This window comes from Bradyrhizobium sp. USDA 223, from assembly GCF_044909005.1.
Lineage (GTDB): Bacteria > Pseudomonadota > Alphaproteobacteria > Rhizobiales > Xanthobacteraceae > Bradyrhizobium > Bradyrhizobium yuanmingense.
On record NZ_JBIYDR010000001.1, the window covers coordinates 2,583,752 to 2,597,505 of the forward strand.

At 63.4% G+C, this 13,754-nt stretch carries 12 protein-coding genes and 1 pseudogene; 5 read left to right on the forward strand and 8 right to left on the reverse strand.

The window, feature by feature from the left end:
* Positions 1–50 precede the first annotated feature (50 nt).
* Together ABIA40_RS11810 and ABIA40_RS11815 are read right to left on the reverse strand one after the other, a co-directional pair.
* A complete protein-coding gene (locus ABIA40_RS11810) occupies positions 51–713 on the reverse strand; it encodes a protein-L-isoaspartate O-methyltransferase (RefSeq protein WP_404541145.1) in 663 nt (220 codons plus the stop codon).
* Positions 714–853: 140 nt separating this feature from the next.
* Positions 854–1,033: a hypothetical protein gene (locus tag ABIA40_RS11815; protein ID WP_128261698.1), complete on the reverse strand. Its 180-nt coding sequence runs from the start codon at positions 1,031–1,033 to the stop codon at positions 854–856.
* Positions 1,034–1,415: 382 nt separating this feature from the next.
* On the opposite strand from ABIA40_RS11815, the gene ABIA40_RS11820 reads away from it, so the two are divergent.
* From ABIA40_RS11820 to ABIA40_RS11830, 3 genes are read left to right on the forward strand one after another with little or no spacing between them, the layout of a single operon-like run.
* Positions 1,416–2,063 carry a CoA transferase subunit A gene (locus tag ABIA40_RS11820; protein ID WP_035999395.1) on the forward strand — a complete coding sequence of 216 codons (648 nt, stop codon included), beginning with the start codon at positions 1,416–1,418 and terminating at the stop codon, positions 2,061–2,063.
* A 4-nt stretch (positions 2,064–2,067) separates the two neighbouring features.
* Entirely contained in the window at positions 2,068–2,718 is a 651-nt protein-coding gene (locus ABIA40_RS11825; RefSeq protein WP_275509866.1) for a 3-oxoacid CoA-transferase subunit B, read from the forward strand.
* Between the two features lie 12 nt (positions 2,719–2,730).
* The gene (locus ABIA40_RS11830; protein WP_157284365.1) at positions 2,731–3,189 is read left to right on the forward strand and encodes a MaoC family dehydratase; all 459 of its coding nucleotides are present in this window, start codon (positions 2,731–2,733) and stop codon (positions 3,187–3,189) included.
* Between the two features lie 197 nt (positions 3,190–3,386).
* Here the strand turns inward: ABIA40_RS11830 and ABIA40_RS11835 are convergent, their stop codons facing one another.
* Positions 3,387–4,271 (reverse strand): alpha/beta fold hydrolase, encoded by an 885-nt coding sequence (locus tag ABIA40_RS11835; protein ID WP_404541148.1) that lies wholly within the window; start codon positions 4,269–4,271, stop codon positions 3,387–3,389.
* Positions 4,272–4,280: 9 nt separating this feature from the next.
* The gene (locus ABIA40_RS11840; protein ID WP_404541150.1) at positions 4,281–6,788 is read right to left on the reverse strand and encodes an alpha/beta hydrolase; all 2,508 of its coding nucleotides are present in this window, start codon (positions 6,786–6,788) and stop codon (positions 4,281–4,283) included.
* A gap of 132 nt (positions 6,789–6,920) precedes the next feature.
* Between ABIA40_RS11840 and ABIA40_RS11845 the strand changes: the two genes are divergently transcribed.
* Together ABIA40_RS11845 and ABIA40_RS11850 are read left to right on the forward strand one after the other, a co-directional pair.
* Positions 6,921–7,847 (forward strand): alpha/beta fold hydrolase, encoded by a 927-nt coding sequence (locus tag ABIA40_RS11845; RefSeq protein WP_404541152.1) that lies wholly within the window; start codon positions 6,921–6,923, stop codon positions 7,845–7,847.
* On the forward strand, positions 7,844–8,443 hold the full coding sequence (locus tag ABIA40_RS11850; protein ID WP_404541154.1) for a hypothetical protein: 600 nt from the start codon (positions 7,844–7,846) through the stop codon (positions 8,441–8,443). The genes ABIA40_RS11845 and ABIA40_RS11850 overlap by 4 nt, the downstream gene beginning before the upstream one ends.
* 19 nt (positions 8,444–8,462) lie before the next feature.
* Here the strand turns inward: ABIA40_RS11850 and fabI are convergent, their stop codons facing one another.
* From fabI to ABIA40_RS11870, 4 genes and pseudogenes are all read right to left on the reverse strand, one after another.
* The gene (gene fabI, locus ABIA40_RS11855; RefSeq protein ID WP_025035483.1) at positions 8,463–9,251 is read right to left on the reverse strand and encodes an enoyl-ACP reductase FabI; all 789 of its coding nucleotides are present in this window, start codon (positions 9,249–9,251) and stop codon (positions 8,463–8,465) included.
* 9 nt (positions 9,252–9,260) lie between these two features.
* Positions 9,261–10,454: an acetate/propionate family kinase gene (locus ABIA40_RS11860; RefSeq protein ID WP_404541156.1), complete on the reverse strand. Its 1,194-nt coding sequence runs from the start codon at positions 10,452–10,454 to the stop codon at positions 9,261–9,263.
* Positions 10,455–10,459: 5 nt separating this feature from the next.
* Positions 10,460–11,422, reverse strand: a complete 963-nt coding sequence (locus tag ABIA40_RS11865; RefSeq protein WP_404541158.1) for a phosphate acetyltransferase — start codon at positions 11,420–11,422, stop codon at positions 10,460–10,462.
* A 29-nt stretch (positions 11,423–11,451) separates the two neighbouring features.
* Positions 11,452–13,681: pseudogene (locus tag ABIA40_RS11870) on the reverse strand (DUF3141 domain-containing protein).
* Positions 13,682–13,754 lie beyond the last annotated feature (73 nt).

Sequence of the window (13,754 nt, forward strand, 5' to 3'; positions counted from 1 at the left end):
CCCGGCCACACTTCTGATTCAGAACGGGATTTGGGGCGGCTTTGGGGCCGTCAGAAGACAAAGGCAGCCGCCCGTTCCAGCCCGGGAAGCACCGGGGCGGCGGCGTCGAACAGGGTCCGATGACCGAATTCGCCGTGGGTACGGGTCACGATCATCGCGCGCGGCGGCCTCGATTCGGCCGATACTCCCACCAGACGCCCACCCTCCTTCAGCTGCCCGAGCAGCGCTTCCGGCATCACCTCGGCCGCGCCGTTGAGGACAATCACATCATAGGGGGCGGTAGCAGGATCCCCCTCGGTGCAGGCCGCCGCCTTGCAGGCGACATTGGCAAGCCCCTGGGCGGTGAAGGCTTCGCTGGCCTTGGCGGCCAAAGCCGTATCGCACTCGGTCGCCGTGACCTGCCGCGCGAGCTTGGCAGCCAGCGCGGCGAGATAGCCGGTGGCGCAGCCGACGACCAGCACGTTGTCATCCCCGCCGATTTCGGCGGCCTGGAGCAGCTTGCCGGTCAGCGCCGGCTTGATCAGGAACCGCTTGGCGGCGCCTTCGCTGACGTCGAGGTCGAGATCGAGGTAAGCCAGCGCCTGCCGGCCGGCCGGCACGAAGGCCTCGCGCGGCACCGTGAGCATGGCATCGAGAACACGACGGTCGGTGACGTCATTGGTGCGCACCTGGCCATCGACCATTTTTTGGCGCGCGGTCGAAAAACCGGACATTTGCGGACCCTGCAATGCGGACGATGCCGCGGAGAAAAATCGCGGCATCTTTTGGAGCATGCTCGGTCAAAACGCAACATAGCGGTTGGCGATGCGCGCTTCGCGCTCCGCAAGACCCCTGAGGGAGGGCCCGGCCGGCCCTATTCGATGGCGACTGCCAGGCGGCCAATGAGGCCTGCGACCTCGTCCAGCCGCGCCGAATCCGGCGCCTCGACTGCGCGCGCGAGACAAGCGAGGCATTCATCGTCGCTGAGCTCGGGGATGCCGGCCGGCAGAATCGAGGGGGCCATATCCGAACGGTCGACCTTGATGTCTGGCATGGGGAATCAGCTCCGCAAATGTCTGGCGGATGCACGCTCGACGTGAATTGAGTCGATTTGGCGCCGTCCCAATGGCGGGACGACGCCGACACACTCATCTCTCTGTGAGCGATTCCGCGCCGGACTACCGATGCAATGTTCAAAATCAGGGAAAGCGGATCGCGCGCCGCATGAGGATGCGAGCACAAACCATTGAGTTTTTGGCACGATTTTGCCCCCCCTGGGCTGGGTCGCGTTTCATTACGGAAACGTCGGTTTCTCGCTGACGGCGCGCAATGATCCAGAGGCCCTTGACCCATATCAAGGGAGCCCGTCGCCCACCCGCCAACATCCGCACCTTACCGCCCTTCAGCCCATCGTCGGCCGACCGGGAGTTTCGATCATGAAGGCTGTTTCCGTCGAAGAAGCCGTTGCGATGATCCCGGCGGGCGCCAGCGTCATGGTTGGCGGATTCATGGGAGTTGGAACGCCAGAGCGGCTCCTCGACGAAGTCGTGCGCCAGAGGAAGACGGGTCTGACCTTGATCTCGAATGACGCGGCCACGCCCGGCAAGGGCGTCGGCAAGCTGTTCGACCAGGCACTGGTGTCGAAGCTGACGGCGACGCATATCGGCCTCAATCCGAAGGCGCAGCAGCAGATGCTGGCGAACCAGATCGCGGTCGATCTCGTGCCGCAAGGCACCTTCGTCGAACGCATCCGCGCCGGCGGATGCGGTCTCGGCGGCGTGCTGACGCCGACCGGAGTCGGAACGCTGGTGGCCGAAGGCAAGCGCCAGATCGAAGTCGATGGCAAGCCGTTCCTGCTGGAGACGGCGCTGCGGGCGCAATTCGCATTGGTGCACGCCTTCCTCGCCGACTACCTCGGCAACCTCGCCTACGCCCTCACCTCGCGCAATTTCAACCCGGTCATGGCGATGGCGGCGGATACCGTCATCGTGACGGCGGAGCATATCGTCCCGGTCGGCGTGATCGCGCCCGATCACGTCGTCACCCCCGCGCCGCTCGTCGACTATCTCATCACCAACGGGTGACATCATGGATCCCCAGATCATCATCGCCCGGCGTGTCGCCAAGGAGCTGAGGAACGGCAATCTCGTCAATCTCGGCATCGGCATTCCGACCCTGGTCGCCAATTATGTGCCGTCGGACCTGAAGGTGTTCTTCCAGTCCGAGAACGGGTTGATCGGCACCGGGCCGATTCCCGAGCAGGGGATGGCGCATCCGACGCTCACCGATGCCGGCGGGCGCCCGATCAGCGCGCTGCCGGGCGCCTCCACCTTCGACAGCGCGATGTCGTTCGGCCTGATCCGCGGCGGCCATGTCGATGTCACCGTGCTCGGCGGCCTCCAGGTCGATGCGCATGGCCATCTCGCGAACTGGATGATCCCGGGCAAGATGGTCCCGGGCATGGGCGGAGCAATGGACCTCGTCACGGGCGCCAAGCGTGTGATCGTCGCCATGCAGCACGCGGCCAAGGGCAAGTCGAAGATCGTGGTGAAATGCTCGCTGCCGCTGACCTCGGCACGCCCTGTCAACCTTGTCGTGACCGACATGGCCGTGATCGGTTTTCCCGACGGCAAGGCGACGTTGCTGGAAACAGCACCCGGCATGAGCGTCGGCGAGGTCATGGCCCTGACGGAGGCCGAGCTCGCCATTCCCGACAATGTTCCGGAAATGAAGCTCTGAACAGGTCAACCCATGCGAATATTCAGCGACTTCAACGAGATCAAATCCGCAATCGGCACCGAGATCGGCGCCAGCGACTGGATCGAGATCACGCAGGACCGCATCAACCAGTTCGCCGAGGCGACCTGCGACGAGCAGTGGATCCATGTCGACCAGGAGCGTGCCAAGCAGGAGATGCCGGGCGGCAAGACTATCGCCCATGGCCTGCTCTCGCTTGCCCTTGCCCCGCTGTTCATCCGCTCGGTCATCGGCCTGAAGGGGCTGCGCAACACGCTCAATTACGGTGCGGACCGGATCCGATATCTTGCGCCGGTGCCGGCGGGCTCGAAGCTGCGCGGCCGGGTCACGATCGCGGAAGCGGAGGACGTGCCGCCGGACGGGCTGCGCGTCAACTACCACCTCGTGATCGAGATCGAGGGCGGCACCAAGCCGGCCTGCGTGGCCGAATTGATCGCGCTTCACTATCGCTGAATCAAAGAGTCGAAAAACAACCCCATGCACAGTAGCCATGGTTTTGATCTGATTGATGTTTTCTGTTCGCCCGGAACCGGTTGCTCCGTCGGGCAAAACACTGGCAATATGTTACCATCGATCGTGGGTCGCCGGACTGCTCGGCGCGTCAATCGACGATGCGGTGGCCGCCGTCGACGTCGAGGCCCCGCCGGGGATCAGCTTGGCGCCGTGAATGGTGACGCGGCACGTCCTCCGAACCAGGCGCCGAAATAGCCAGCATAAAGTGCCGGCGATTCGAGGTTCATCGAATGCCCTACGCCTGGCACGATGACCAGCCGGCAATCCGGCATCGCTACGACCATGGCCCGGAGATCGGCCGGCGCGATCCAACCGTCCCGCTCGCCCCACAACACGAGGTGCGGATGCCAGATCCCGGACATGCGGCGCTCCAGCTCACGGCTCTCCCTCTCCCGCGTCAGGTTCACCGGCGTGCCGATCCAGATCCCCTCCGATACGCCGAAGGTCTGCTCGACGATCCGGTCGAACAGCGTCTGGATCTCTCCCAGTCCCTCGCGAAAGCGCGGGACCATGTTCGGCCCCATGCTCTCCGGGACGAACAGCGAAGAAGCGGCCGTAGCCATCACGGACCGCGTCAGCTCCTTGCTCGACATCATGGCCCTGAATAATCCGATCTGATCGGCATCGAAGGCCATGCCGAGCGGCGTTACCGGATCGAGCGCGAACACACGGCCGAAGCGCTGCGGCTGCTCGAGCAGCATTCTGGCGGCGATGATGCCGCCGGTGGAATGTGTCGCGAGATGGCAATAGCCGATCTCGAGCGTATCGAGCGCCGCCAGCATGTCCTCGGCGTGCTGCCGCATGGAGTAGTTGGAATAGTCGGCCGACGGCTTCGGCCGGTCGCTGTCGCCGCAGCCGCGCCAATCGATTGCAACCACACGGAGCCCGATCGGAAACAATGGCGCGGCGAGCTCGATCCAGTCCTTGCTGGCGAGGTTTCCGTGGATGAAGACGACGGTGACGTCGCCTCCTCCCCACTCCCGCCAGCCGAGTCGGAGTTCGCCCGCCTGCACCCTTGGCATCGCCGGGCCCTACTTGTTGAGGCCAGCCGTCGGCGCCGCTCCGGGCGGTGTCGGCGCCACTGGCAAGGCAGAGACGACGGCGCCCTTGATCATGCGATCGGTTCCGAGCGGCGATGATGTGTCCACCTCCCCCTTGGTCACGAAATCCACGACATCGGCAGCGTATTCCACTGGATTGTCGGTGTGGATGAAGTGTCCGGTCTCCGGATAGATCTTGAGCATCGGCCGGTTGCCGGCATTGGTCATGCGCGTCATGAACGGCGTGATGACGTCGCGGCCGAGGTCCGTCAGGCCGTTGAACGCAGGCGTCGGAATGAACGGCTCCTTGTCGCCGAACGCCAGGAAGATCGGCGCTTTGATCTGGGTGACCCGCTCATAGAGGTTCTTCGGGTCATCCTGCTGGAGCTCAGCACCGATCGTGTAGATGTCGAAGATGAAGACGTTGCACCACTGATCGAGCTCCTTCGGGTTGCCCTTGGTAAGCCCAGCGCGCTGCTCGGTATGGAAACGGGCATATTCGCTGTCGTTGAAGAAGTATCCGCTCTTCGCAGCCGATACCACGCCGGTGTCCGGATCACGTTTCTTGAAGTAGAAGAAGTCGCGGACGTTCTGCTCGCTCCGCGCCTTTTCCGCAGCGAGAATACCGGTCTGGTCCCAGACCTGCTTCCACTTGTCGAAGTCTCGGCCGAGGCCGTCGGCGAAGAGAGGCGCCTTCTTGTCCTTGGCAATAGTGATCTCGCGCGGATATTCCTCAAGGCCGGACGGCGCCTCCAAGGCGAGGCCCTGCACCGCATCAGGCCAGGTCAGGGCGTAGCCCACGACGAACTGGCCGCCGAGCGAGTGGCCGAGATAATACGCCTTCTTGACTCCGAGCTGGTTGACCACGAGGTCGTAGATCACCTCGCGCATGTCCTGCATGGTGCGAGCGGGGTTCTTGTCGAGATTCCCGGGTCCCGACATGCCGTAATGCGGTAGGTCCGGCACGATCACGCGCAGGCCGCTGCGCAGCGCATACTGCATGATGTTGCCGTAATGGCCGCCGAACGCGCCCTTGCCGTGGATGATGACGAGCACCTTCGGATCCTTGTCGGTGCCGGCATACTCGTCCATGTAGCCGATTTCCCAGGAGTTGCCGCTCTTGTCCTTGGCGCTGCCGAATTTGACCGGATAGGGATAGGTCACGTGGGTCTTCCAGAACGACTTCTTGGGATCGATCGTTTGGGCGACGTCGGGCACGCGATAGTTCTTGTCGACGAACTTCTGGGCGCGATCGAGGGCCGCCACATCATCCATGAAGGTGACGAACTTCGGATCGTTCTTGCGCTGATTGATGATCGGGAACACGCCGTAATGCGCGACCGGGCTCTCCTGTGCGATCAGGTCAGCGCCGGGCACGCGATCAACGGCCTTCTGCGCCAGCTTGAAGTTGAGCCAGAGATCGTTGGTGATGTGCATCACCAGCGTGCGAGCCTGAATGCGACCGAGATAGGGATTGACGTTATGGGTCTCGCCGACCCGATTGCGCCAGACGAGGTCGACGGCGTCGTAGAGCTTGGCGCGATTGGTGACGTTGAGGCCGGCCTTCTCGTTCGGCGGATCCCAATAGAAAATCTCGGGCTGTACCGCCGCCCAGTTCTGGGTCGTGCGGAAGGAAAAGTCATAACCCGTCATGCCGAGGATCGACCAGCCGAAGGCCACGCCCGGCACCGGATGCTTTTCCTTCGGGAGCTTGTAATAATCGCCCTCGGTCGCCTGCCAGACCGGATCGCCCTGGATCGCGGCCGTCATCATCTGGAAGGTCCAGTTGCCGACGGGGTCGTCGCCATCCGATTGCGTGGTGCCGCCGATCGGCATCAGGGCGCTGACATATTCCGGATGCATCACGCCCCAGACGTAGGTCTGCGTGCCACCCATGGAGACGCCGGTCACCAGTGCGACGCGCGCGACCTTCAGCTCGTCACGCAGCAGGCGATAGTTCGCCTGCACCATGTCGTAGTAGCTGTATTGCGGAAACTTGATGCCTAAGCCGTCGGACGGCTTGCTCGCGCCCCAAGTGCCGAGCGGATCGACCATGATGACATAGTAACGATCCGTGTCGATCGGCCGGCCCGGACCAATGATGGGTACGCCACCTGACAACGCCGCACCCTTGACCCACTGTTCGTACATGTCGGTGGAATCGCCGGAATAATAGGAGTTGATCACGATGGCATTGGTGATCTCGCCGGCCGCGTTGCGCCTTGCGTTGCCGACAGCAATGTATGCCGTGCGCAGCTTGCCGGCCCCGAGCGATTCCAGCGTGACGCCGCCCTCGCCGCCGTTCTCCCATTTGGAGGGATCGGACAGGTCGTACTTGCCGCCCAGGCGGAAGTTGGCGATCTCGTAGGTCTTCTTCAGCCCATCATGCTGCACTTGCGACGAGCGGCGCGTGAACGGCTGTGCGGTTGCGATCGCCGTTCCGAGCAGCAGCACGATCACGCTCAACAGGCAACGCTTCAACGCATCTCGTCCGGCCATGATGCGATCCTCCCTGGAAGATTTTCCTGAAACGCTAGGCAGGGCGGCCGCGAAAGGTTTGATCTAGCTCAATGGAATCCGCTCGGAGGAATCGAGGATCGCGGGCATCAAAACACCGGCAGTACCCTCGCGATGCCCTTCCTCAACCACGGCTCATATCGGATCCGCTATGAGCTCGACGGTCCGGCGGGCGCACCGGCCTATGTTCTCGTGAACGGGCTGACGCAATATTCCGAGCTGTGGGGCGCCTATCGCGAGGCCTTGTCGGCGCGAGGCTTTCGCGTTGCGACCTTCGATCTGCTGGGCCAGGGCGCCTCCGACAAGCCGAGACTCTTCATCAGCCAGGACGACCAGGTCGCTGCTTTGCGCCTCCTGATCGACGAACTCGGGGACGGTCCAGTCTTTCTGAGCGGGATCAGCTTTGGCGGCCTGATCGCGCTGCGATATGCGATCGAGCACGGCAAGCGATTGGCCGGGCTCGTGCCGATGAGCTGCTTTGCGGACCTGTCGCCGCAACTCTTGCTGCTTGGCAATGCGCTGCGGACCGGGCTGATCCTCGGTGGCACAAGTTACCTCCAGGACCTGCTGTTACCCATGAACCTTTCCGACCAATGGCTGAAGCCACTGCTGGACAAGCTCGATAGCGTGAAGCGGCAAGGTTGGCTGGTCAACGACGTCTACGCGCTGCAGAACCTGATGGAATCCTTTCTCGACTTCCGGCCGCTCACGCCGCACCTGTCCAAGATCGCCGTTCCAACCATGATTCTCAACGGCGAGTTCGACTTTCTCACGCCGCGGGGTCTCCACGAAACATTGCGCGCTGAGATTCAGAACAGCTCATTGGTGATCATCCCCAGGGCCTATCACGCCTTCACGCTGGAGAAAGGGACACTGACCGCCGATCTGCTGGCGCGCTTTGCCGAAGACGTGCTGGCCGGCCGCTGGCAGGGCAATCAAGCGGTCTGGGTGGCGCCGGACCAGCCCGGCGGCGAGCTCACGCCGTTTCCTGCCGGCTACGATCATCTGCGTGCCATCCCGGTCAAGCGAGCGCTGCCATGAGCGGCTTCCTCGGTCCCGTCGCGCCGGACGGTCGCATTCCACCGTACCAGCAGACGAAGGTCGCAGCATTCCTGATTTCGGCGCACGGCGCCCTGGCTCGGCAATTCGCTTTCATGCTGCCCGCGAGGCTCGACGCGGCATGGCAGACCGAATTGAATGCTCAATTTTATCGCGAGACCGAGATCGTCTCGCTGCTGCTGCGCGCCACGTCCTGGGTGTTGGATCCTTCCCTGGGTTACATGCTTGCCTCCTGGGAGTCCGCCTGGCTGCCTGCACCGGTCGAAGGGATCGCAGACCCTCGCCTTGCCCAAATGATTCATCTCGCAGCGCTTGCCCACGCCGTGCATGCCGGCATCCGACCGGCTGCGCTCCTACCGCTCGAGGTCAATGCGCAGGATCCTTTTGTTATGGCGCTGCACCGGATCGAATTCGAGAGCGGCCGGCTGTTGCAGGCGCAGATTCTGTTTCTGAAGAGCACAGACGTTGCGCCGCATCGCGACGCGGTCAGTGCGGCGCTCGCGCAGCGTCACGCCGGAGTCCGCAAGCTCTGGCGCGAATTACTCGAGAGCATCGGCATCGGCGCACCGCCGGCATGACCACGCGCGCTTGCGCCGGTCAATCGATGATGTGATAGCCGCCGTCGATGTAGAGCACGCCACCGGTGATCAGCTTGGCGCCGTCGAGCGCCAGGAACGCGGTGGCATTGCCGACATCGTCGATGCTGACGAGGCTGCGCGAGGGCGCCTTGGATTGTGCCTTGTCCATCAGCTCGTCGAACTCCGGAATGCCCGAGGCCGCGCGGGTCGCGAGCGGCCCTGGCGAGATCGCGTGCACGCGGATGCCCTTCGGACCGAGCTCGGCAGCGGCATAGCGGACCGCGGCTTCGAGCGCCGCCTTGGCGACGCCCATGATGTTGTAGTTCTCCACCACCATCTGGCTGCCGTAATAAGTCATGGTGAACATCGTGCCGCCGTTCTTCATCAGGGGTTCGGCTAGATGTGCCATCCGCAGGAACGACCAGCAGGAGACGTCCATGGTCTTCAGAAAGCCGTCGCGGCCGACGTCGACGACGCGGCCGTGCAATGCTTCCTTCGGCGAAAAGGCGATGGAATGAAGCAGGAAATCGAGCTGCCCCCACTCCGACTTGATCCGCTCGAACACCGCTTCAGTCTGGCCTTCGACCATGACGTCGAGCGGCAGGAAGATCGGCGCTTCCAGGGCCTGCGCCAACGGCTCGACGTGCTTCTTGGCGCGGTCGTTCAGATAGGTGACGGCGAGATCGGCGCCGAGCGCGCGAAACGCCCTGGCGCAGCCCCAGGCGATCGACTGGTCGTTGGCGATGCCGACGACGAGGCCCTTCTTCCCCTTTAGTGCGACCTTGCTGTCCGGAAATACTGGAATCATGACACCCTCTCATGTCTGGGGTTGACCGTTCATCAACAGCGTCAGCGTGTGCTGCGCAATCATGAGCTCCTCGTCGGTCGGGACGACGTAGACCGGAATGAGACTCGCCTTTGCCGATATCAGCCGCGAATGGCGCGTGTTCTCGGCCGGGTCGAGTGTCACGCCAAGCCAGCCGAGCTGCTCCGCCACACGCGCGCGGATGCCGCTCGAGTTCTCGCCGATGCCGGCGGTGAAGACGAAGGCATCGATACCCTGCAGCGCCGCCGCCAGCATGCCGGCGTTGAGGCCGATGCGATAGACGAAATAGTCCACCGCCAGTTTCGCTTGCGGATCAAGGCTCGCCTCCAGCTCGCGCATGTCGTTGCTGAGCCCGGAAAGCCCCTTCAATCCGCAATCGCGATAGAGGAAATCCTGCACCTTCGATGGCGTCATCCCCTTCTCGGACAATAGATACAGCACGACCCCGGGATCGAGCTGGCCCGGGCGCGTGCCCATCGGCAGCCCATCGAGCGCGGTAAATCCCATCGTGCTCTCGACGCTCAACCCATTTTTCATCGCACACATCGACGCACCACTGCCGAGATGCGCGACAATCACCCGGCGCTTTGCGATGTCTGGCGCGATCTGCGGCAGGGCCCTGGAGATGTATTCATAGGAGAGCCCGTGAAAGCCGTAGCGTCGCACACCTTCGGTGTGAAGCTGGTAAGGGATGGCGTAATGATCGGCCAGCGGACCGTGCGTGCGGTGAAACGCGGTGTCGAAGCAAGCGACCTGGGGTATCGTCGGGAAATTGGCGAGGATCGAGCGGATCGGCGCCAGATTGTGCGGCTGATGTAGCGGCGCCAACGTGACGAAGCGTTCCAGCCGTGCCACCACGCCATGATCGACGACGATTGGCCGCTCATAATCCGGCCCGCCATGGACGACGCGATGCCCGACCGCCAACGGATGGATGCGCGTCTCGTTCCGCAGCCATTCCCCCGCGACTTGCATCGCCGCCGGCACGTCCGGAATGGTCTCGATCGGATAGGCCCGGTCGGCCATGGGATCATTGCCTGCCCTGCTCGCCCGCAAGCGCGGACGGCTGCCGATGCCGTCCACCTGCCCCTTGATCAGGCGGCGCAGAACGCCCTCACCCTCGACCGCAAAGACCTGGAACTTGACGCTCGAGGAGCCGGCGTTGACGACGAGGATGCTGTCCATGGCGGTCACGCCGCGACTGTCGGCGCCTTCTGGCGCCGCGCGTGAGCATAAAGTGCAGCAACTGCGCAGGACGCCATCCGTGCTCTTGGGCTGTCCGCACGCGAGGTCAGGACGACGGGGACGCGCGCGCCGAGCACAATGCCGGCGCCGTCGGCCTTGGCGAAATAGGCGAGGTTCTTGGCCAACATGTTGCCCGCTTCGAGGTCGGGCACGACCAGGATCTGAGCGCGGCCGGCCACCTCGGACTTGATGCCCTTGATCCGCGCGGAGTCGAGGTCAATCGCGTTGTCGAAGGCCAGCGGCCCGTCGAGCACGCCGCCCGTGATCTGGCCGCGATCCGCCATTTTGCAGAGCGCCGCGGCCTCGATCGTGGACGGAATTTTCGACGTGACCGTTTCGACTGCGGAGAGGATGGCCACCCGCGGCAACTTGCCGAAGCCCGCCTGATTGTAGAGGTCGATCGCGTTCTGAATGATGTCCCGCTTGGCGTCCAGATCTGGGAAGATGTTGATGGCGGCGTCAGTGACGAAGATCGTCTCGGCGTAGGCCGGCACATCCATGACGAAAACGTGGCTGATGCGCCGATCGGTGCGCAGCCCCCCGACCTTGGCCGTGACGGCCCGCATCAGCTCGTCGGTGTGCAGGCTGCCCTTCATGAGCAATTCGCCCTGCGCGGCATGGATCAATTCGACACCCTTCGCCGCGGCTTCGTCGCTGTGCGCGGCATCCACGATCTCATAACCCGAGATGTCCAGGCCGAACGTGCCAGCCGTATCCCGGATCTTCCGCTCCGGTCCGACCAGGAGCGGCCGGATGATGCCGGCAGACGCGCTGTCGACAGCGCCGCGCAAGGATGTCTCATCGCAGGGATGCACCACGACGGTCGGCGTCGGCGGGATTGCCTTGGCAGCGGCGATCAGACGATCATACTTGCTGGGAGACTGCGTGGCCGTCGCATCTGCTGACATGATGTCGCTCCCGATCCTTGCAACTCGCGCTACGACGCCTTCGCCTTGGGATCGAAAGGGGCAACGTTCGACGCCCTTTCGGTACCTTCCGCGGTGTCGAGGCCAAACAGGCCAGCGATCTGCCGCAGTCGGTTTGCGCGCTCGCCGGTGACATCCGCACTGGCCGACAGCACCTGCTCGATCGCCTCGAATGCTGCGCGGCGAACGTTCATGTCGTCAGGCAGCAATTTCGGGATTGCAGCGAGCGCCCCTTCCCGGTCGAGCAGCAGCATGAAGAACTGCTCGCGTACCAGCATCTTGAACTCGGCAAGAGACATGCGTGCGCCGCCATGATCCCGGCGGACCCGGCGCAGAGCCTCGATGCTGCGTTCGTCCACCATCCCCCGTGCCGAGCCGACATAGAGCAAAGCGCGCAACGCCGCTTCACGGAGGCCGCCCTCACCGATCCGCGACTTCAGCTCGGCAATGCGCTTCTCGAGCATGGTGCGATGCTCGGCGGACATCTCACGCCGACGCGACGGCGTGGACGTCGGATCGATCCCGACCGCCGCCTGGAGCGCCGGGGATCCGTAGACGCTGAGGAACATCGCTTCGCTGAGCGCCTCCTGTGAATCGCGCCAGCTGTCGAGGGCGTGAACGACCTGCTTCGAGATCTGCTCCTGGAACGCCAGGAACGGATTGTCCGCAGCGACCGGCTTGCGCTTCTCGGCGGCCTTCTCGGCCAATGATTTCACCGTCGCCATGAAAGGATTCTGGCTGCTGAACAGCTCGTATTGCAGCCGCAGCGGATGCATGTTGTGAGCCCATTCGGCCATCTGTGGCGTCACCATGGCGCTTGAGCCATGGCTGGACGACTTTTCGATAGGCCGCCAGGTTGATTTCCGAGATTCGTTTGGCGGTGGCAAAGCGTCGCTCGTCCTCAGGCGAATTGCCGCCCATGGCGCGGATGTCGTCGAGCGTCCGCGCTTCGCAGCGCATCACCCACTGGCCGACGACCAGATCCGAACTTGCGGTTTCCTCATCCTTCGCCTCGAACGTCGCTTCATAGAGTCCGGGCGGCAGAACGTCGATGAGGTCGATGTTGCTGGAAAATTCCGCGTGCTCCTTCTTGGCAACGCCGCCGGAGACGAAGATGCCGAGATGGCCGATGTTCTGGTGCACGGTGTAGACGATGGTCTGGCCATAGGCCCTGATCTCATCGACATCGGCATAGCAATCGAGGATCCAATGCAGCGCCTGCTGCGGCGGCGTGATGTTGTCGCCCTCCGAGCAGAACACCACGATCGGGGATCTGATGTTGCGAAGGTCGACCTTCCGGCCATCGGACATTTCGATGTTGCCGGCCGCGAGGTTGTTGCCGACGAACAGCTCATCGACGATGAATTGGATCTCCTCGGCGTTCAGGTTGACGTGGCCGCCCCACCAACGCTCGAATTCGAGATAACGATCCGCCTCGGTGTCGACCTTGGAATAGACGTTGTATTGCTTGGTCCAGAGCGTATTCGACGGGTTCTGGTTCTCGAAGTTCTGCACCAGCCAAGCACCATCGAACTTGCCGGCGCCGAGATCGGAGGTCAGGGCCGTCAACCAGCTTCCGCCCAACAGCCCGCCCGAGTAGCGCATCGGATATTTTCCATGCACGCCGGCCCAATAGGCCAGCGGCGCGCCGGCGATGATCAGCGGGCCGAATAGCTCGGGACGTAGCGAGGCCAGGATCATGACGGCCCATCCGGCCTGGCAATTGCCTATCACGCAGGGCTTGCCGTCGGCATCCGGGTGAAGGCTCATGACCTTTTCGATGAAGATGGCTTCGGCACGCGCGATGCGCTCGATGGTCTGACCGGGCATCGGGTCCGGCAGGAAGCCGATGAAATAGCAGGGATGGCCTGCCTTCATCGCCACCCCGATCTCGCTGTCGGCCTTGAAGCCGCCGATGCCGGGGCCGTGGCCCGCACGCGGATCGACCACGACGAACGGCCGCCGGTTCATGTCGATCTCGACGTTGGCGGGCGGAACGATGCGCACCAGCGCGTAATTGACGGGTTCGGCGAGCTGGCGCCCGTCGATGATCAACTCCGCCGCATATTGCAGAACATGCGGGGCGGTTTGCGCGAGGTGCTCCCTGTACTGGTCCCCGCGCCGGCGCATGATATCCAGGAACAGGATACTGCGCTGTCCCGCATCGACGAGGTATTCGACTGCCGAGGCGACCAGCCCCGACATGGGACCGCCCGGAATTTGCATCTTGTGCATGGACATGTTCTCGACCTCTCCGTCGCCTTGGCCAATTGACGGCGCTGAGCGAGGACGAACGTTGATCTAGGTCAAGATG